Genomic DNA, 19995 nt, shown 5'->3' with positions numbered 1-19995 from the left:
GTAACTCACTAACAAGCAACCACAATCAATTGGTTTAAGTTAGATGAGTCACAACCAAATTCCACAAGCCACATCGTCTCTGTCGATGTGGCTTGATTATTTAGCTAACATCCACACCTCTGCAATTGACCTCGGCCTTGAGCGAGTACAAGCCGTTGCTCAAACCGCCAAACTGACCAAACCCGCCTCGACAGTCATTACCGTTGCTGGCACAAACGGCAAAGGCTCAACCTGTGCTTTGATGGAAGCCATCTTGTTGGACGCTGGATATTCAGTCGGTGTTTACAGTTCCCCACACCTAATTCGTTACAATGAACGTGTCCGAATCAATGGACAAGATGCGTCCGATGAGAAAATCGTTCAATCATTCGCCTTTATTGAGCAACAGCGTGGCGACATCAGCTTAAGTTTCTTTGAATACGGCACGCTAGCAGCGTTGAGACTGTTTCAAACTGAACAGGTTGATATTGTGCTGCTAGAAGTGGGTTTAGGCGGGCGCTTAGATGCGACCAATGTGGTTGACCATGATGTCTCTGTGATTACCAGTTTGGCCCTAGATCATGTCGATTGGCTGGGTGACGACATCAATGTCATCGGTTTTGAAAAGGCGGGCATCTATCGCAGTGGCAAGCCTGCGATTTGTGGTCAACCCAAAGCGCCTTCAACCGTGGCTGCCCATGCCGATGATATCGGTGCTGAGCTATATCAGGTTGGGATTCAATACCAATATCAGCAAATCAGTGAACATGAGTGGCAATGGAGCCACGGTGGTTACACCTTAGATAATTTGCCTGTTCCGGGTCTGCCTTTACCCAATGCGGCGACAGCATTGATGGCGTTAGCGACTGCGCATCTTGATTTGTCCGATGTCAACATCGTCAACGGCCTAAAGCAAGCTACGCTACCAGGGCGCATGCAACACCTAAGCAGCGAGCCGACGGTGTTGTTAGACGTCGCGCACAATCCGCACTCTGCGCAATATCTAGTGGAGCGAGTTCAGCAAAGCTATCCGAATCGTGTGGTTCGCACTGTGGTTGCGATGCTGCATGACAAAGACATTGCTGCGACCTTGTCGGCATTGGCTCCCATTTCACAATATTGGTATCCGGCTTCCTTAACTGGGCCTCGCGCTGCACAAGCGAGTGAGTTAGCAAAGCATATCCCGTTGGATACTGAGCAGTACAATGACCCAGTGAGTGCTTTTAAAGCTGCGATGACACAAGCTGAGCCACAAGACGTCATTCTAGTTGTAGGTTCGTTCCACACTGTGGGTGAAGTGCTCGAATACTGGCAGAGCAAAGGAGAATAAATGGCAAGCAAGTTTCAAAACCGTTTAGTAGGTACGGTTATTTTGGTCGCAATTGGAGTGATTGTGTTACCCGATGTACTGGACGGCAAAAAGACCCACTATCAAGAAGAGATAGCGAGTATCCCATTAAAGCCGGAACTTGATAGCGACTTAGAAAGCTTCGAGGTTCTTGACCCTATCGATGACTCGCACAGCTTACCGGACTCGCCAGTCGACTTAGCCGAGCCGATAGAAACTGCTGATGACCAACCTTTGGAGGTGGTTGTTAAGCAGGTGCCTGAGCGCAACGAGTATCAAGAGAGCGGCTGGATTATTCAGCTTATGGCGCTAAAAAATGCAGAGAATGCCAACAACCTGGTTAATGATCTGCAGAAGCGCGGTTATCAGGCTCATACCAAACCAGAAAATGGTTTTACCCGGGTGATTATCGGCCCAGATGTTTCAAAGAGTAAACTTGAGCGCCAAATCATTGAACTGGAAAAAATCACTGGCTCGAAAGGTCAGTTGCTCAAATTTAAACCACTAAATCCATAAGAAAACGTTTGCGTCAGCGTTTTTTCTGTTAAAATGCGCGCCAACTTAAGATGTAAGTTCATGATGAATGCATTAGATATTGTCATTTTGGGTGTGATCGGCTTGTCAGCGTTGATCAGTTTAGTTCGTGGCTTCGCCAAAGAAGCATTGTCACTGGTGATTTGGTTTGGGGCGTTTTTTATCGCCAGCCAGTATTACGCAAAACTCGCGGTGTATTTTACGCGACTTGAAGATGACATGATTCGTAACGGAGCCGCGATTGCAGCTTTGTTTATTGCCACCTTAATTGTCGGCGCGTTGGTTAATTACGTGATCGCTCAATTGGTGCAGAAAACAGGGTTATCGGGAACAGACAGAGTACTGGGTATCGTATTTGGCGGTTTACGCGGTGTTTTGATTGTCTCAGCTGCACTTTTTTTTATGGACGCGTTTACTACGTTTCCAGACTCGCAGTGGTGGAAAGGGTCGCAATTGGTACCGGAGTTTAGCCGAGTGATTGCCCCTTTCTTTGAACACTTGCAAGCAACATCAAGTTTCTTATCTGGCGCGATTTAGCGCCAGCTATTGTCGAAAATCGAGGGTTAAGACATGTGTGGTATTGTTGGAATCGTGGGCACTTCGCCTGTAAACCAGTCTATCTATGATGCATTGACGGTATTGCAGCACCGTGGCCAAGATGCCGCGGGTATTTGTACCATAGAAAGCAATCGTTTTCGTCTGCGTAAGGCGAATGGTTTAGTCAAGGATGTATTCGAAGCAAAGCACATGCAGCGCCTGCAGGGTAACGTAGGTATCGGTCATGTTCGCTATCCGACAGCAGGCAGCTCAAGTGCCTCAGAAGCGCAACCCTTCTATGTTAACTCTCCGTTTGGTATCACGCTTGCACACAATGGTAATCTGACCAACGCAGCAGAAGTGCGTGATAAGTTGTTTGAGAAAGACCGTCGTCATATCAACACGACATCGGACTCTGAAGTGTTGCTCAACGTGTTGGCTCACGAAATTGATTCGGTAAAAGGCAATGTGACTACGGACGACGTGTTTCGCGCCGTGACCAATGTTCACCGCACCATTCGTGGAGCGTACGCCGTCACAGCGATGATTATCGGTCATGGCATGGTGGCGTTCCGTGACCCGCATGGTATTCGTCCTCTGTGCTTGGGTAAGCGCGAAGTGAATGGCGTCACAGAGTATATGGTGGCATCTGAGTCGGTAGCCCTTGATGCGGTCGGTTTCGACTTTATCCGTGATGTTGCCCCTGGAGAAGCGATCTACGCGACTTTTGACGGCCAACTACATACTAAACAGTGCGCTGATAACCCAACACTTAACCCATGTATTTTTGAGTTTGTTTACTTCGCTCGTCCTGACTCGTTTATCGACAAAATCTCGGTTTACAGTGCACGTGTGGAGATGGGTAAAAAACTGGGTGAGCGTATTCGTGACGAATACAGTCACTTGGATATCGACGTGGTGATTCCTATTCCCGAAACATCGTGTGATATTGCTTTGCAGATTGCTCAAGCGATTGATAAACCTTATCGCCAAGGTTTTGTGAAAAACCGCTACGTAGGTCGTACCTTTATCATGCCAGGCCAACAGCAGCGCAAGAAATCTGTGCGCCGCAAGCTGAACGCCATTCGCTCTGAGTTCAAGGACAAAAATGTCTTGCTTGTCGACGACTCAATTGTGCGCGGTACTACATCTGAGCAGATTATTGAGATGGCACGCGACTCAGGCGCTAAAAAGGTGTTTATGGTCTCTGCTGCGCCTGAAATTCGCTTCCCAAATGTGTATGGTATCGATATGCCAAGCGCGAGCGAATTGATTGCTCATGGTCGTGATACTGACTCTATCTGTAAGCAAATTGGCGCAGATGAATTGATTTTCCAAACACTGCAAGATTTGGTTGAAGCCGTCGGTTTAGGCAATACAGACATTGCCAAGTTTGAAACCTCGGTTTTCAATGGCGAGTATGTGACCGGTGATATCGATCAGAGCTATCTGGATTTTCTTGAGTCACTGCGTAGTGACGATGCCAAAGTGCAGCGCGAAATTCAACAAGACCTAGCGAACCTTGAACTGCACAACGAGGGTGCGTAGCTTCGAGAGGCTTGTAATGACCGCCGAAAGTTTCAGGTAGTGCTGTCTAGTATTTGGATTTAAATGCCTGAATTCAAAAGAAAAGGGTTGACATTAACTGTCAACCCTTCAAATTTTTCTCGCTTCTCGCTTCTCGCTTCTCGCTTCTCGCTTCTCGCTTCTCGCTTCTCGCTTCTCGCTTCTCGCTTCTCGCTTCTCGCTTCTCGCTTCTCGCTTCTCGCTTCTCGCTTCTCGCTTCTCGCTTCTCGCTAGCTGCGAACTCGATAGAATTGACTCAGCATAAACATCATGGTCGCACTGATCACGACAGAAGGGCCTGCTGGGGTGTCGTAATGCCAAGAGAGTGCCAGGCCAAGCAATACCGCGATAGCGCCGATAAGTGCAGCAAACAGAGCCATTTGCTCGGGAGCTTTGGCAAATCGACGCGCCGTTGCAGCGGGAATGATCAATAGCGAGGTCATGATCAGCGCCCCAACAAACTTCATACCGATTGCAATGACTAGCCCTACCAATAGCATCAAAATTAACCGCATCAAGTCAACGTTGTAACCTTCCACCGCAGCCAGTTCTTCATTGACTGTGGTTGCGAGGAGCGGACGCCAAAATATCATCAGTACCGCACCCACGAGCACAACGCCTGAGTAGATGTACATTAAGTCAGTCGGTGACACCGCTAGCAGATCGCCAAACAGATAGCTCATTAAATCTATACGTACATTATCCAGAAAGCTCACCGCAACAAGGCCGAGTGACAGTGAACTGTGGGCGAGGATCCCAAGTAGGGTATCGGTCGCCACCAATTGCTGCTTTTGTAACGTGACCAGTAGCACCGCCAGCGCTAGACAACAAACCGTCAGCGCGAGATAGAGATTAATCTCCAGCAAAAAGCCCAAGGCTAGCCCCATTAGAGAAGCGTGGGCTAAAGTATCACCAAAATAGGCCATACGGCGCCACACGACAAAAGATCCCAAAGGTCCGGCAATCGCAGCGATACCTAGCCCCGCAAAAATGGAAGGGATTAAAAACTCAATCATGATGGTGTCCGTGTGAATGATGGGAGCAACTCAGAGCCTCTCCTTTAACAGGTTCACCGGCCAAATCATGATGGTGATGCTGGTGTTGGTGATGATAAAACGCTAGTGACTGCTGGTGGTTTTGACCAAACAGCGCAATGTAGCTTGGGTGCTGGGCGATATCTGCGGGCGCACCAGAGCAGCAAATATGATGCTGCAGGCAGATGACATTGCTGGTTTTGGCCATCACTAAGTGCAGATCGTGTGAAACCATAAATACGGCGCAGTTAAAACGGTGGCGAATCGTGTCAATCAGATCATATAAGTCAATCTGACCTTGCACGTCAACGCCTTGTGCCGGCTCGTCTAACACGAGTAAGTCTGGGCGTTGCAGCAAAGCTCGAGCTAGCAGCACACGCTGATTTTCTCCTCCGGAGAGGGAGTGCATATTACTCGCGATGAGGTGTTCGGCACCAACCAGTTTGAGCGCATCATTGATTTCTTGTCGGCTGTAGCGGCCAGCCAAACGTAAAAAACGCTCAACATTGAGTGGGAGAGTATCGTTGAGCTTGAGTTTTTGCGGCACGTAGCCAACTTTTAGTCCTTTGGCTCGATGAACAGTGCCACTGAACTGGCGTTGCAGGCCGAGCAGTACTTTTACCAGCGTTGATTTTCCTGCACCGTTTGGGCCAATCAGTGTGGTTATCTCACCTCGGTTAAGGCGCAGACTGACCTTATCGAGTACTTTTCGCTGATCGAAGGCCACACTGATATCAATTAGTTCGACGAGAGTCGACATGAATAGAACTCATTTGCAATTGTTTAATGTTATAATGTAACATTTGTTTCCCAGTTAAACCAGTCAGATTCACACAACATGAAACGTTTTATCACTTTGCTGATGTTGCTTGTCGCGTCCATCGGCGCAGCTCATGCGACCAATATCCTCACTAGCATTAAACCTATTCAATTGATCAGTTTAGAAATTGCTCATGGTGTCACTACACCAGATGTGCTGCTAGCATCCAACGCATCACCGCACGATTATGCGCTGCGACCGTCAGACGTCAAGCGTATCCGACGTGCTGATCTTGTTATCTGGTATGGACATGACTTGGAACCTTTTTTAGGCAAGATATTGGAAGCACAAAACAAGGTACTGACTTTAAGTGACATTCCAAATTTGTCATTACGAGAGTTTGAAAGCGATCATCACGATCATGATGGCCACGACCACGGTAGTTACGACCCTCATTTCTGGCTCGGCTATCAACCGACACTGCAAGTGGCAGAAGCGATTGCCAACAAACTGAGCGAGATTGACCCACAAAATGCGGCTCAGTACCAAGCAAACTATGCGTCATTTAAGCAACAGTTAGCCGCGCAACAACAATCGATAAAGCAACAACTTGAGCCTGTTAAGCAACGTGGTTACTACGTGTTTCATGATGCCTACGGCTATTTTGAGCAGGATTTCGCTTTGAATCATATAGGCGCGTTTACGATTAACCCGGATAGAAAACCAGGGGCCAAGACACTGATCTCAATCCGTCAAGCATTGTCCAGTGATGAGGTCTACTGTTTGTTCACTGAGCCTCAGTTTACGCCTGCCGTGGTTCAATCGGTGACCCGAGGCAGTGACGTTGCTATGGGTGAACTGGACCCGATCGGCAGTGATATTGAAGCAAAACAGGGCGGTTACTTTACTTTTAAACAAACGATGGCTGATAACTTTGCTCAATGTCTATCGGCTAAATAATATGCTCTTTATATGCATAAGAGCGATGTGTTGTCAGCTTATCTGTGAAGTCACCGATAAACTGACGACGAAATAGCGTCACTTAGCTTGTTAATATACTTATTTATTAGATAATTATTATCACAAAATAATAACTGGGTCGCAGTGCGGCTCATGTTTATCTAAATGATAAACCCTTGCTGCTTCGGGATTGAAATAAGTGAACAAGCTAATACTGATCTTGTGCGTTATGCTATTTAGCGCCACTGTTCAGTCTTTTAACTCATCGCCAAAAGTTTTTTACCCTCTACCTAGTCTGGCGGAGGGGAAGAATATTGCGGCGAAAAGCTTGTTTCATGGCGGTGAAGGCGGGATTTGGTTGCAAGATGTACGCAACCAAGTTTTATTTTTTGATGGTGAACATATCATGCCAAGGCTTGGTTCGGCGCTGGAGCATGACGCTGAGCAACTGGCATTTGTTGATAATGCGTTTTGGACCTATTTCCGCAACGAACTGTATCGTACGGTGCCGAATCAAGAAAAACAGCTCATGTTGAGCTTGACGCCTGGCACTGAAATCCAATCTATAGGCGCATCGCAGCGATTCATCTGGTTGTCAGATCAGGACTCCTTTTACACCTATCATATCGATACCCAGCAGCTTGAACGGTACTCACTCGCTGAACTTTACCAATACAATCAATCGCCAAATATCAGCATTACCGATGCAAAGTTTGTTTACTCGAAATGGGTGTTAGCGACAAGCTCCGGGGCCTTTTTATCCGACCAACAGACGTTTCAGCATGTGACGAGCTCAGGGAAAAACTACATTGAAACCCTGTATTTCTCTCCATCGCGCAATGAGCTGGTTATTGGTAGCCTAAGCGGCGCGTTTGTGGTTGATATTTATCAGCCCAATCAGCCTGTTATAAAGATCTCCAACAGTCATGTGCTCAGTGTCGCTGAGACTGAGCAAGCTTATTGGATTGGCACCGAATTAGGGCTATACGTGTATACTTTTTCGAGCGGGAAAACCAGCCGGTTTGATCAAGGTATATGGGCGGGAGATGCGCTCGGCGGTGAAAAGATCTATGCACTGCTGAACGATCAGCAGGGTGGGATGTGGATCGCAACCGACCGCGGAGTGCGCTATTTTTCTACTTTTTCACGCCACTTTGTTCGTCATGACAACCTATTTGCTGGGCCTGGGAGAAATAGCGAGGTCGCGATAAAGATAGAGCCAAACTTAACCCAAGATGGCTATTGGATGCTGACCAACCGCCGACTCTATCGCTTGGGTGCTAACGCTTTAGATCGTCGCGAGCTTGTTTATTGGGGAGAGGTGAACGATTTTGAGCAAGGCGATGGCGTGCTATGGCTAGCGACTAAGCAGGGCATAGTCTGTATCGATGAGGTGACGGGAGAAGTCATTCAAGATGACTTGCCAAACGCCTTGAAGCAAACAAATGTGCGGTTTATCGAATTGGATCAGCAAGGGTTGCTGTGGGGAGCGGGCGATAGCCAGTTGTGGAGTTATCATCTTGGCAGCCGAAGTTACACCTCGTTGGGCTCTGATTGGATGATAGACCAATACTTGCCAGCAAAACTTACCGATCTTTCACTCATTTCTCACGGTTCTTTAGCACTGGGCACTGACCATGGCATCTATTTGCTCCAAGATGGTGAGGTCCGTTTTGTTGGTGAAAGCACTCGTTACGGTGAGGTGGTGGATATCGAGCCTGTGTCATCGAAACAGCTCTGGATTGCAGGTCGCTATGGTGCTTATCAGCTCAACATATCCCAGCTGCAAACCCAGCCGTTAACTATGATGGATGGCCATGTTACCCCGCAATGTATTTTGAACAATGACAATGGTATCTGGCTAACGTCCTCCAGTGGTTTGTCTCGATACGCCAGCTCCGGTGAGCTTTTAGCCCACTATGGCGAACCGTTGGGACTGATAAACAATGAGTTTATTGCAGGACTTTGCAGTTTTAGCAGTGGAAATTTATCCCGGTTAGTTCTTGGGGCACGTCAGAGTTTTATCGAGGTGGATACCGAGCAACTGATCGACTCGGCAATGCCGCAAGTTGAAGTGATCTTCAGTCAAATACAGCGTAACCAACAACTGTTTTCATTAGGCAACACGGTGCGGCAGCGTTTACGTGCTAACTATGGGGATTCACTGTTTTTCCAGTTTGGCACTATTCCCAGCTCCAGCAATCTCAACCTTGAGTTTCGTTTAAATCATGATGATAAGTGGCAGCTGCTTGACGGAGCGACGCTATCGATCGAACACCTCAAGGCTGGCGACTATACACTGGAAGTACGCGCAGTACGCAATGGGATGGAGCGCAGCGCGATCAAGCGCTTTGACTTTGCTGTCAGTGAACCTTGGTATCTCACCTCTTATGCTTTAGTTATTTATGTGTTGATAGTGACGCTTGCCTTAGCATTGGTTGTTTATTGGCGCTCGCGAATCATGGCCAATTCAAACCGAGAGCTGCGCGCTCAAGTCGCTCTCAAAACCAATCAACTTAGGCACCAAAGTCGGATCTTAGTCAGCAACAATCAGCAATTGCGTAAACAGTTGCAAGTTAGGCGACTCATTTTCATTGAGTCAGTTCATGCATTACGAAATAAACTTCTCAACCAAACCGAACAGCTACAAAGCGGGCGTTCGGCGGTGGAATATTTGGTCAACGAGCTCGAACTGTTGCTTAACACGCGCTCAACCAATGGCCAAGCCCGTCCGGTTTATAATTTAAGTTTGATTCTTCAGTCTGTCACACGTGGCTGGCAAGAGGATCTCGATAAAGCGGCGATCCACATTGAGATTGAAACTCCACAGGATTTTTATGTCAGTCTGGAGCGTTTCAACCTTGATGAAGTATTCAACCTGATATTCGCCAGTATCGTAAAGCGCTGCTATCGCAATCAAACCGTGATGATCCAGTTGCAGCAGCGTGACGACTGGGTGACGGTTGCGATACTCGACCAAGGCAATCCAGTGATGGATGGCGAAGGGGACAACAGCGACGAGTTTGCCCAGTTGGTCGAACAGAGTGGCGGTAGGGTGTATCGTCATGCATCGAATGAACGTAATCTGATTGAGCTGTCATGGCCCAATAGCGAGGCGTTTGAAGAGCAAACCACCGCCACCACGCCGAGTGATGATGTCTCTCTTCAGAAACATGAGCATGACCCGTGGCTCGAAAAACTGACTTATTTGGTTGAGAAGCACTACAGTGACCCGGAATTTAGTACTTCAGCGGCCGCTAAACACTTGTTTGTGTCAGAACGCAGCCTTCAGCGCCGAGTGAAGTCCGCTTTCGATAAAACGTTTACTGAATATTTGACTGACGTTCGTTTGGACAATGCTTGTCGACGGCTACTAGCGGGTGGCAAGGTGTCTGACGTCGCCTTTGAGTGCGGTTTCAATGACCCTTCCTACTTCAGCCAGCGATTCAAACATCGTTTCGGCTTGTCCCCCACCCAGTTCGTAGAACAGCAAGAAGCGCTGTAGCGATTCAATCAGTATCAATACCTAGAGTCATTGTGGCTGTTTGATGTAATCGTTGGTCTGTGCTGCTAACTATTGTTCTACCCACCTAATCTTTAGCGCAGCTATCTGCGTTTTTAACCAGCCACAAGCATCAGCCAATCGATTCGATTGGTATGGGAGCAAAGCCGTGTTGCCACAGCCACTATCGCGTAGCGATATTCCGAGAATCAATAGATGACAGTGAGCTAGTAGTTACTTTGTTTTGCTACTTTGTGTGAGAAATCGCGTGACACGTTTCTATGAGGGCTGGTAGGGGAGTGACAATCGGGACAAAAGAAAAAAAATATCGTGGTACGGCCGGGGGGACCATACCACGGGTGCCAATGACACCTTCGCTTGCTGCCGGAGTGGCGCGCTAGGCACCACCTCTGGAATTCAATGTTGTTGTCTAAAGGGTGCTCCCTCTCGACGTAATTAACTATATCCTCACCCACTTATTTTACTTATAAAATTAACGCCAAGGTGACATAAGAAAAACGACACTATTTTAAGTGGTTGATAATATGGGAAATTGCTCGTCTGTCATGATGTGGAGTTAAAGGCCGATGTGACTGAAAGTGGCGTTTTTTGCTTGTTTTGACGAATTTAACGGAGTCGCTTTTAACGATTTTTACTCTGCTATAGCTGCAAACTTTGATTTCAAACAAGACTATCGATAAATGGTATGGATACTATTGCAATCGTTAATAACAATAGTTCTCATTTTAATCTAAATGGCTTGTCTATGAAACTGTCACAACTCCAGCAGGGGCAAAAAGCAACAATTACTGGCTTTGAGCACCTTTCAAATGATGTAAGAAAAAAGCTAATGGTAATGGGGTTGTTGCCTCAAACCCCCGTGACCTTAATAAGACGTGCGCCAATGGGCGACCCGCTTCAAGTTGAGGTGCGTGGTGTTTCACTCGCCGTTCGCAGCAAGATTGCAGAATCAGTGAACGTGGAGATCAATTAATGCAGTATTCGATTCTTACCGTTGGTAACCCCAATAGCGGCAAAACCACACTTTTTAATGGCTTAACGGGTGCAAAGCAGCAGGTCGGCAACTGGGCAGGCGTCACTGTTGAAAAGAAAACGGGTCGATACAGTCACTCTGGAGATGAGTTTCTGTTGACTGATTTGCCGGGCATCTACGCGTTAGACAGTGGTAACGATGGCAACAGCATTGACGAGTCCATTGCATCGCGTGCGGTACTCACTCATCCTGCGGATCTGATCATTAATGTCGTTGACGCCACGTGTCTGGAGCGAAGCTTGTATATGACGCTGCAGTTGCGTGAGCTTGGTCGACCTATGATTGTGGTGCTCAACAAAATGGACGCTCTCAAGCGTGAAAGGCAGAACATCAACATTAAAGCGCTTGAGAAAACCATAGGTTGCCCGGTGATGGCTATCTCCGCCAACAACAGCGCGCAAGTTAAAGCATTCAAACAGCGGTTACACAAAGCCCTAGTGCTTGGGGTGACGTTGAACGAACTGTGCCTCGACTATGGCGAACCATTTGAGCGGGCGATCGAGCATGTCGAGGGGCTGTTTGAGTCTCAGTCGGAGGTATCTAAGCGTGCCCTCGCTATTCGTGTGCTGGAACAAGACTTACTGGTTTTAAATGGGCTCCACCAACAGCAGCGTGAAGAGATTAACGCATTGCATCAACGCATCGAACTGGATGTTGACCTGTTGGTGGCCGATGTGAAATATACGTTTTTACATCAGTTGTGCCAACGAGTTCGTCGTTCGGAAGGTAAGCTCAGCCACAGCTTCACCGAGAAGGTCGATACTGTCATTTTGAATAAATGGGTCGGTGTTCCGTTCTTTTTTGTGGTGATGTACCTGATGTTTATGTTCTCCATCAACATCGGTAGCGCTTTTATCGACTTCTTTGACATTGGGGTTGGGGCCTTATTGGTGGATGGCGGCCACTATCTGTTGGATGATCATTTACCTGTGTGGTTAGTCACGATTGTTACTGATGGCGTCGGTGGAGGGATTCAAACGGTTGCGACTTTTATTCCGGTAATCGCCTGTCTTTACCTGTTTTTGGCGCTACTTGAAAGCTCTGGCTACATGTCGCGCGCTGCGTTTGTTTTAGACAAGGTCATGCAGAAAATCGGCTTACCGGGGAAAGCATTTGTGCCTTTGGTGTTGGGTTTTGGCTGTAACGTTCCCTCTATCATGGCGACGCGAACGCTAGACCAAGAGCGCGAACGTAAGCTGGCTGCCTCAATGGCCCCATTTATGTCATGTGGTGCACGCTTGCCCGTTTACGCGCTGTTCGCCGCCGCATTCTTTCCTGATAATGGTCAGAACGTGGTGTTTGCTCTGTACATTCTGGGCATAGTGGCGGCGGTGCTAACCGGATTGGTACTGAAGCACACCCTGTATCCAGGCTCGAGTGACACGCTAGTGATGGAAATGCCAGACTACGAGTTGCCAACGATGCGCAATGTGGTGATAAAAACATGGCAAAAGTTGAAGCGCTTTGTCCTCGGGGCAGGAAAAACGATCGTCATTGTGGTCACTATTCTAAGTTTCCTTAACTCTGTCGGCACTGATGGCACCTTTGGCCATGAGGATAGTGAAAGCTCGCTATTGTCTAAGGCTGCGCAAGTAGTCACGCCAGTGTTTGCGCCGATGGGGATCCAACAAGATAACTGGCCAGCTACCGTTGGTATCATTACCGGAATTTTTGCCAAAGAAGCAGTCGTCGGCACCTTGAATAGTTTATATGCGCCAAGTGAAGGGGAAACGGAGCAATTTGACCTAAAGGCAAGCCTTGAAGAGGCGTTGATGTCCATTCCTGATAATTTCGCCAGCCTTAGTTATTCTGATCCGCTCGGCATTGAAGTGGGGGATTTATCAGACAGCCAAGCTGTTGCTCAAGAGCAAGAGGTAGACTCGGCAATCTTTGGTAACTTAAAAGCCTTCTTTGCCTCAAGTAGTGCCGCCATGGCGTACTTAGTGTTTATCTTGCTCTACACGCCTTGTGTCGCTGCAATGGGTGCTTATGTGCGTGAGTTTGGCGTTCACTACGCACGCTTTATTGCGACCTGGACCATGGGTCTCGCGTACGCAAGCGCAACCTTGTACTACCAAGCCTCTCACTTTGTTGAGCATCCGCTACAAAGTACCACTTGGATTGTGGCCATCATTTTGGTGGGCTTTATCGCTTATCGAATGTTGAAGCGATTTGGACAAAAACAGATCCAGTTAGTGGAGTCGCCAGCACTATGATCTTGACTCAACTGAAACAGCACATAGAGCAACATGGCTGCGTTAGCCGCAAAGATCTCGCCAAGCAGTTTCACCTTAGTGAAGATGGCGTAGATGCGATGCTATCGATTTGGATAAGCAAAGGGAAAGTATCGCGCTTGGTTGATACCAATGATAAGCAACGAGTGACTCGTATTAGGTACCGCTATCTTGCTCACCACCAATTACCAATGGCTGTCACCATGTAACCATAGCCGCTCTTTGGAGCGGCTTTATTATTGGCGCTGAAACAAGCTACTTAGAGAGAGGACATTGGCGATTCGTCTCTGTATCTCTTCCTGCTGCTGGTCGTCGCGAAATTGCCCCTCAGTATTGCCCCAGATTGGACCTGGCCAAGCAATATCGTCACTAAATCTTGCAATGTGATGAATATGCAGCTGTGGCACCATATTCCCGAGCGCGCCGAGGTTAAGTTTATCTGGGCGGAAGGTGGCTTCAAGTGCTTGACTGACTGCTTGCGATTCCAGCAAAAACTGCTGTTGCTCTTGCATCGGTAAATGGTGAAGCTCTTTTAGCTGCGCTCGCTTTGGGACTAAAATAACCCAAGGCACTGCATTGTCGCGGTGTAGTAGCGCGACACAAAGCGGAAAGTGACCGATCACTGTCGTGTCTTGCGCCAGTCGAGGGTGAAGTTCAAAACTCATAATCGTGTTCCAATGGGGAATGATGACCAGAGTATACGCCAAATAAAACAAAAGGTTGACGTTCTCACGTCAACCTTTCAAATTTACTCGAAACTCGAAACTCGAAACTCGAAACTCGAAACTCGAAACTCGAAACTCGAAACTCGAAACTCGAAACTCGAAACTCGAAACTCTTACATGCGCTCTAGCGTCTCGATGCCTAGTAGTGCTAGACCCTGCTTGATGGTCTTAGCCGTTAACGCTGCCAGTTTTAGACGACTCAATTTCACTGATTCGTCTTCGCTGCTCAAGATTGGGCATGCTTCATAGAAGCTTGAGAACTGACCTGCGAGTTCGAACAGGTAGCTACACATAATGTGCGGTTGACCTTCACGAGCAACAGATTGCACCGCTTCTTCAAACTGAAGCAATTTAGCAATCAGCGCTTTTTCTTTCTCATCAGTGACTTTGATATCGCCTTCAAGCTGATCCATAGCAATGCCAGCTTTGGCAAAAATAGAGGCAACACGTGTGTAAGCATACTGCATGTAAGGAGCCGTATTGCCTTCAAACGCCAGCATGTTGTCCCAGTCAAACACGTAGTCTGTCGTACGATGCTTAGAGAGGTCGGCGTATTTCACCGCTGCCATTGCGACTGTGTTAGCAATGTTCTTTTTCTCTTGTGCATCGAGCTGAGGGTTTTTCGACTCAATGAGCTTGATCGCGCGCTCTTCAGCTTCATCAAGTAGGTCAGCAAGGCGAACAGTACCACCAGCGCGAGTCTTAAATGGACGACCATCTTTACCCAGCATCATGCCAAATGCATGGTGTTCTAGAGTGACTTCTTCAGGAACGTAGCCTGCTTTGCGAACAATAGTCCAAGCTTGCATTAGGTGCTGGTGTTGGCGTGAATCAATGAAATAAAGCACACGGTCAGCACCTAAGGTTTCGTAGCGGTACTTAGCACAAGCAATGTCTGTGGTGGTGTACAAGAAGCCGCCGTCGCGTTTTTGGATGATGACACCCATCGCTTCACCGTCTTTGTTTTTGTATTCATCTAGGAATACCACTTGCGCACCATCGTCTTCTTGGGCGATACCCTTCTCTTTCAGATCGGCAACGATACCTGGCAGCATGTCGTTGTACATGCTCTCGCCCATCACGTCATCACGGGTCAGCGAGACATTTAGGCGGTCGTAGTTGCGCTGGTTTTGTACCATAGTGACATCGACCAGTTTCTTCCACATCTCCGCACAATACTCATCACCGCTCTGTAGCTTAACAACGTAGTTACGCGCTTTTACGGCGAATTCTTCGTCTTCATCATAAAGCTTTTTCGATTCGCGATAGAAGGCTTCAAGATCAGACAACTCCATTGACACTTCGCCTGATTCTTGCTGAACACGCTCTAGGTTGGCGATCAACATACCAAACTGAGTGCCCCAGTCACCGATGTGGTTGGCGCGAATGACCTTGTGGCCAAGAAACTCTAGCGTGCGAACCACGGCGTCACCAATGATGGTTGAGCGAAGGTGTCCAACGTGCATTTCTTTGGCAACGTTTGGTGCTGAGTAATCAGCAACAATCGTTTGCTGCTCGGCTGGGCTTACGCCAAGACGAGCGTCTTGTAGAGCTGCTTCGGCTTGTTTCGCAAGGAACTCTTCACTTAAGAAAATATTGATAAAGCCTGGGCCTGCAATTTCGGTTTTGCTTGCAATCCCATCAAGGTCAAGAACATCCAGAACTTTTTGGGCAAACTCACGTGGGTTAGTACCTAGTTTTTTTGCAACGCCCATTACACCGTTCGCTTGGTAATCACCAAACTGAGGTTTTGCAGATTGGCGAACTGCCGCAGGACTGCCTGCCGGTGCGCCAGCGGCTTCTAGAGCCTGAGATACTTTGTCGTTAATAAGTGCTTGGATATTCACACGCGCTTCCTTCAATTCTTGGGAATTGGTTAGGTATACATTCTTTTCTTTTCAGCCCTAGTAAGGAAAATGCTGAATAATATCCACCTGGTGGAGTGAATGTATATCTTGATCTGGTTCATAAATTTGGCGCACATAATAGCAACTTTATCGGCGCGCATATAGGGAGTTAATTGGGAAATTTTCCACTTTTACTAATGATGTTGTTAGTATTGCGGAAAAATCAACATTCTAGGTCGATAAAAATGGGTGAAACACTGACAAACGCTGAGTTAATGCCAGAGCAATTGCTGGCAAAGCTTGATGACTTTATGCATAAAATTCAGACTTTAAGCGAGATTTTGCATATTAATCTCAGTGACTTTCAAGCCGATCACATCGCTTTGCGAATCAACGATACGGAACTGGCACAACTGGCTCATCAGGAGTGGCAAAAGCATGGTCAAGTGATCTCTCAAGCGAAAATTAATGGCCGCCCGATTGTCGTCATACTGTTCGACAACCCACTGACTGCCTTGCATTGGCAAATCGAGAGTCTAGAGCTGCCATATCCAGCACCCGGAAAACAGTATCCACAGCAAAGTTGGGAGCACGTAGAGTTTGTCATTCCCTCATCGGCACAAACCGCTCAAGCCTATTTAGAGGACCTCAAAGTACGCTTTCCAGGCTTAGCAACACAGTGGCAACAACTCGAGCGTTTGGGCATTAAGGTGAAGCTATCCAGCCCTAAAGGCGAAGGGGAAAGACTCAATAACCCCACCGTGGCCTTTAAATATCAGGGAGTGTGTATCAAACTGCACCCGCACTCATTGAAGCGTATCGTTGAATCGGAACAATCAGCCTAATTCAGTGTCTTTTGGCCTCAATTGAAACTCTTCAATTGAGCCAATCTCTTGTCCCAAATCCAGCGGTTGCGACTCGTGATGCGCGTTCCCTTGGGCATGCATAATTAGTCGATTGGCCATGCGCGGTTTGAGTTCATTGACCACAAAACGAATCATGTCGGTGCGAGTCAGTTTTTTAAGCTCGGCCAGTACCACTTCTTTTTGATTGAACTCGATATCCTTGTTACCAATCGCGACCCACAACCGCTGGGCTCTTCCTCTTAGCGTGGTGTCAGGTGTCGCAATTTGATTCCAAAGACCGCGCTTACTGCTGTGCCATTGATACTCGTTAAGTTCGAGCAATACCATGTAGAACGCGTTGAGAAACTCGTCGATGGAACGGATTAAATCGACAGGCGCGGCATTGGGTGACTGAACATAGAGTACGATGCCAGGGTGGCGATTGAGCGGCAGGTTGCCGGTTCCCACCATATAACCCAGCTGCTGCTTGGTTCGAATTTCATGAAAAAAGGTCGCCGACATCAGGTGATTAGCGAGTGAGTAAAGTGCGATGCTTTTCGCGCTGGTATCATCGCATTGATAGTAAACCAGAATTGCAGAGTCTTCTTGATCACACACCACTTCACGCTGGAAGGTGCCATTCTCACCGAGCATCACCAATGGGCGCAATGCCTCTTCGTATTGCTGGTTTTTCACCCGCAGCGCATCTTTGAGCGTATTGCCCAGGGAGAGGGCATCAGCTTTGGTCCAGTCTCCATAGACAAACATCTCAACATGCAACTCGGCTAAAATCGCATCCACAAAGCTGGCGAGCTCATCGACCTGTATGGATTCCAGTGCCTCTAGTAGTACCTGATAGGGAGGGTTGTTGGGCTGTAGAATGCCTGTTAGCGCATTGAAAAGCTGTGAAATTGGACGATCTTGGGCTGAATTGCGCCAATTTCTCATTAGTTGCTGCTTAATTGACGCAAAGCGTTGCTGGCTGAAATCACGCTGGGCAAAACGGGTCAGGATCAGTTTCATCAACTCTGGCTGATGCTGGCTAAACCCTGATAAGGTCAAGGTGACGCCACCTTGATGGGCATACATGTTGTAGCCCATTCCGGCGATTTCTGCTTGGTAGGTATCGGTGGCCAAGCTATCAAGAAACATCTCCACGCAAAGTCGGGTTTTGACTATGTTACGCGGATTGGCTACCGCATGTGGGCTGTCTATGGCGACATAAACGACCCCCTTCGGAACGCGGAATTCGGTATCTTGCAAGTGCCATAGCTTGAATCCAGGTAACTCTTCCAATACTTGCGGAGTATCGTGGCTAATTTCTAGCTCTTTAGGATCAAGATCGTAGCAAATAAACGGGTTCTTATCGGGTAGCGAAAAAGAAAGGGGACTGGGTTGACGGTACAGCTCCAGTTGCTCAGAAGAAAAGCGCGTCACCGAATAAGGGGTAAAGTACCACTTGGCGTGGCGGTCATAGGCATAGCCGTGGGCAATTAAGGTCGTGCGCAAATTATCTGGGGTGAAATAACTCAACAGTTGCTTAAGCAGCGACTCATCGTAGTGACTCATCATGAAATCACCGTAGATGACATCCGCTGGCTGGTAATGCTGCATGTTGACCACTAAATGACTGACCATATCGAGCGGACGTGTCGGCTCTTGGAAACGAAACGCAGATTCTAAGACAGCTTGTTTTTCCAAGTATCGCCACTCGTCGAGGCCCTGGCTTTTTATCAACTCTAGATAACTAAATACAGACTGAGTGATTTCATCGACATGATCGAGGCCGCTTGGTGTTAAAGCACAGCTGACAGTGAACTCGCGATAGTTGCTGCCACTGGTACCGCCGCCAGCCGACAGTGACGTAATCCATCCTTGCTCTTTGAGCGCGAGCATTAAACTGCCGCTGCCTTCATAGCCGAGCAGGTGGGCAAAATAAGAGAGAGGTTTAGACTGATAATACTCATCCACGCTAGGCATGGGAAAGGTGAGGATAAGCTTTCGTATCTCTTTGACTGGCTCGACATTCACCAAGATCGAAGTGGAGTTTTGATCACAATAGGGGACCAACACAGATTTTCCCGCCAGGCGATGATTGGGAATCGATGAAAACATCTCATGACACCAAGCTTCCATTTCATCGAGAGATTGGGGTCCGGCCAAGCTGAGAGTCATTAAATCCGCAGAGTAGGTTTGGTAGTGAAAATCGACGATTTCGCCGCGAATCGACTCTCCATCTCTGTCACTCAATGTTTCGAGGTTGCCCACCGAAAACTTGCTGAACGGATGGGCTGGGTTGACCAACTCTTTGTGCACTTGGAACAAGCGTCTTGAGTCATCATTGAGCTTGAGCTTGTATTCAGACTCCACAGCCTGACGCTCTTTGTCGAGCGCTTCTGAATTAAATAACGGTGCGGTAAAAAACTGGCTAAAGCGATCTAAGCTTTGCTCGAAAACATTAGGCGTCACATCAAAGAAGAAACAAGTATGCTCCGTGCCTGTCCAAGCGTTGTTCCCGCCACCATGTTGACTGATATAGCTTTGAAACTCGCCCACTTTAGGATACTTTTCCGTGCCGAGAAACAGCATATGTTCGAGATAGTGTGCCATGCCTTGGCGATCAATAGGATCGTCAAAGTGACCCACATTGACAGCAAGTGCCGCCGCGGATTTTTGTGCGTCAGGGATGTGAATCAACAGAACACGAACACCGTTACTAAGGGTGAGATAGCGGTATTGATTGGTGTCATTAGGGCTGATGTGCACGACTGACTACTCCAAAAGTGATCAAAGACCAACGGCTAAAGGCGAATGTGATCACACTGGCTCGATACCGTTGCGAGTTATCTTATAGACAATAGAGTAATTATGACTCGGAACGCGCTGACTGCAAACTATCTGTTTGAGAAATATGAGCAAAACACACCTGTCTGCGGATTGTTAGCGGCGCTTCAAAGAGTGTTAACAAAGTCTGAGTCTTTCAGGCAAGAGTTGATATAATTATTGATAAATGAAAGTCAGGTATGACTGCCAATCAAAGTTATTGCTCAGTCGAGCGGCCTTCAAGCCA

15 protein-coding genes are annotated in these 19995 nt (G+C 47.7%); 10 read left to right on the top strand and 5 right to left on the bottom strand.

Annotation, left to right across the window (positions count from 1 at the left end; translation table 11 throughout):
- The first annotated feature begins 43 nt into the window (after nucleotides 1-43).
- The 4 genes from folC (at nucleotide 44) to purF (ending at nucleotide 3946) form a co-directional block, all read left to right on the top strand.
- Nucleotides 44-1309 carry a bifunctional tetrahydrofolate synthase/dihydrofolate synthase gene (gene folC / locus MTO69_RS09305; protein ID WP_248328597.1) on the top strand — a complete coding sequence of 422 codons (1266 nt, stop codon included), beginning with the start codon at nucleotides 44-46 and terminating at the stop codon, nucleotides 1307-1309.
- The gene (locus tag MTO69_RS09300; RefSeq protein WP_248328595.1) at nucleotides 1310-1843 is read left to right on the top strand and encodes an SPOR domain-containing protein; all 534 of its coding nucleotides are present in this window, start codon (nucleotides 1310-1312) and stop codon (nucleotides 1841-1843) included.
- 63 nt (nucleotides 1844-1906) lie between these two features.
- Nucleotides 1907-2398 carry a CvpA family protein gene (locus MTO69_RS09295; RefSeq protein ID WP_248334451.1) on the top strand — a complete coding sequence of 164 codons (492 nt, stop codon included), beginning with the start codon at nucleotides 1907-1909 and terminating at the stop codon, nucleotides 2396-2398.
- A 33-nt stretch (nucleotides 2399-2431) separates the two neighbouring features.
- Nucleotides 2432-3946: an amidophosphoribosyltransferase gene (purF, locus tag MTO69_RS09290; RefSeq protein ID WP_248328593.1), complete on the top strand. Its 1515-nt coding sequence runs from the start codon at nucleotides 2432-2434 to the stop codon at nucleotides 3944-3946.
- A gap of 248 nt (nucleotides 3947-4194) precedes the next feature.
- On the opposite strand, the gene znuB is transcribed toward purF, so the two are convergent.
- Both znuB and znuC read right to left on the bottom strand, forming a co-directional pair.
- Nucleotides 4195-4980: a zinc ABC transporter permease subunit ZnuB gene (znuB, locus tag MTO69_RS09285; protein WP_248328591.1), complete on the bottom strand. Its 786-nt coding sequence runs from the start codon at nucleotides 4978-4980 to the stop codon at nucleotides 4195-4197.
- Nucleotides 4973-5758, bottom strand: coding sequence for a zinc ABC transporter ATP-binding protein ZnuC (gene znuC, locus MTO69_RS09280; protein ID WP_248328589.1), 786 nt, complete (start codon nucleotides 5756-5758; stop codon nucleotides 4973-4975). Before znuC ends, znuB begins: the two co-directional genes overlap by 8 nt.
- A 78-nt stretch (nucleotides 5759-5836) precedes the next feature.
- Between znuC and znuA the strand changes: the two genes are divergently transcribed.
- The 5 genes from znuA to MTO69_RS09255 all read left to right on the top strand — a co-directional run bounded on the left by znuA (nucleotide 5837) and on the right by MTO69_RS09255 (nucleotide 13717).
- Nucleotides 5837-6718, top strand: a complete 882-nt coding sequence (gene znuA / locus MTO69_RS09275; RefSeq protein WP_248328587.1) for a zinc ABC transporter substrate-binding protein ZnuA — start codon at nucleotides 5837-5839, stop codon at nucleotides 6716-6718.
- Between the two features lie 199 nt (nucleotides 6719-6917).
- A complete protein-coding gene (locus MTO69_RS09270; protein WP_348983332.1) occupies nucleotides 6918-10223 on the top strand; it encodes an AraC family transcriptional regulator in 3306 nt (1101 codons plus the stop codon).
- A 763-nt stretch (nucleotides 10224-10986) separates the two neighbouring features.
- A complete protein-coding gene (locus MTO69_RS09265; protein WP_248334449.1) occupies nucleotides 10987-11214 on the top strand; it encodes a FeoA family protein in 228 nt (75 codons plus the stop codon).
- Complete coding sequence (gene feoB, locus MTO69_RS09260; protein ID WP_248328585.1) at nucleotides 11214-13490, top strand: Fe(2+) transporter permease subunit FeoB; 2277 nt, start codon at nucleotides 11214-11216, stop codon at nucleotides 13488-13490. Before MTO69_RS09265 ends, feoB begins: the two co-directional genes overlap by 1 nt.
- Nucleotides 13487-13717: a FeoC-like transcriptional regulator gene (locus tag MTO69_RS09255; protein WP_248328583.1), complete on the top strand. Its 231-nt coding sequence runs from the start codon at nucleotides 13487-13489 to the stop codon at nucleotides 13715-13717. The genes feoB and MTO69_RS09255 overlap by 4 nt, the downstream gene beginning before the upstream one ends.
- A gap of 27 nt (nucleotides 13718-13744) precedes the next feature.
- On the opposite strand, the gene MTO69_RS09250 is transcribed toward MTO69_RS09255, so the two are convergent.
- Both MTO69_RS09250 and argS read right to left on the bottom strand, forming a co-directional pair.
- The gene (locus tag MTO69_RS09250; RefSeq protein ID WP_248328581.1) at nucleotides 13745-14173 is read right to left on the bottom strand and encodes an HIT family protein; all 429 of its coding nucleotides are present in this window, start codon (nucleotides 14171-14173) and stop codon (nucleotides 13745-13747) included.
- A 173-nt stretch (nucleotides 14174-14346) separates the two neighbouring features.
- Nucleotides 14347-16080 (bottom strand): arginine--tRNA ligase, encoded by a 1734-nt coding sequence (gene argS, locus MTO69_RS09245; RefSeq protein ID WP_248328579.1) that lies wholly within the window; start codon nucleotides 16078-16080, stop codon nucleotides 14347-14349.
- Between the two features lie 245 nt (nucleotides 16081-16325).
- Between argS and MTO69_RS09240 the strand changes: the two genes are divergently transcribed.
- Nucleotides 16326-16925 (top strand): VOC family protein, encoded by a 600-nt coding sequence (locus MTO69_RS09240; RefSeq protein ID WP_248328577.1) that lies wholly within the window; start codon nucleotides 16326-16328, stop codon nucleotides 16923-16925.
- Here MTO69_RS09240 and MTO69_RS09235 read toward each other — a convergent pair.
- Nucleotides 16917-19691 (bottom strand): insulinase family protein, encoded by a 2775-nt coding sequence (locus tag MTO69_RS09235; protein ID WP_248328575.1) that lies wholly within the window; start codon nucleotides 19689-19691, stop codon nucleotides 16917-16919. The two genes, MTO69_RS09240 and MTO69_RS09235, sit on opposite strands and share 9 nt — an antisense overlap.
- Between the last annotated feature and the right edge of the window lie 304 nt (nucleotides 19692-19995).

It is taken from the genome of Vibrio sinaloensis (assembly GCF_023195835.1).
Lineage (GTDB): Bacteria > Pseudomonadota > Gammaproteobacteria > Enterobacterales > Vibrionaceae > Vibrio > Vibrio sinaloensis_C.
This window is presented reverse-complemented; position numbering and strand designations above follow the sequence as displayed.

Coding starts and splice junctions, on each gene's coding strand:
- folC (WP_248328597.1), top strand. CDS start 44: ATGAGTCACAACCAAATTCCACAAGCCACATCGTCTCTGTCGATGTGG.
- MTO69_RS09300 (WP_248328595.1), top strand. CDS start 1,310: ATGGCAAGCAAGTTTCAAAACCGTTTAGTAGGTACGGTTATTTTGGTC.
- MTO69_RS09295 (WP_248334451.1), top strand. CDS start 1,907: ATGAATGCATTAGATATTGTCATTTTGGGTGTGATCGGCTTGTCAGCG.
- purF (WP_248328593.1), top strand. CDS start 2,432: ATGTGTGGTATTGTTGGAATCGTGGGCACTTCGCCTGTAAACCAGTCT.
- znuB (WP_248328591.1), bottom strand. CDS start 4,980: ATGATTGAGTTTTTAATCCCTTCCATTTTTGCGGGGCTAGGTATCGCT.
- znuC (WP_248328589.1), bottom strand. CDS start 5,758: ATGTCGACTCTCGTCGAACTAATTGATATCAGTGTGGCCTTCGATCAG.
- znuA (WP_248328587.1), top strand. CDS start 5,837: ATGAAACGTTTTATCACTTTGCTGATGTTGCTTGTCGCGTCCATCGGC.
- MTO69_RS09265 (WP_248334449.1), top strand. CDS start 10,987: ATGAAACTGTCACAACTCCAGCAGGGGCAAAAAGCAACAATTACTGGC.
- feoB (WP_248328585.1), top strand. CDS start 11,214: ATGCAGTATTCGATTCTTACCGTTGGTAACCCCAATAGCGGCAAAACC.
- MTO69_RS09255 (WP_248328583.1), top strand. CDS start 13,487: ATGATCTTGACTCAACTGAAACAGCACATAGAGCAACATGGCTGCGTT.
- MTO69_RS09250 (WP_248328581.1), bottom strand. CDS start 14,173: ATGAGTTTTGAACTTCACCCTCGACTGGCGCAAGACACGACAGTGATC.
- MTO69_RS09240 (WP_248328577.1), top strand. CDS start 16,326: ATGGGTGAAACACTGACAAACGCTGAGTTAATGCCAGAGCAATTGCTG.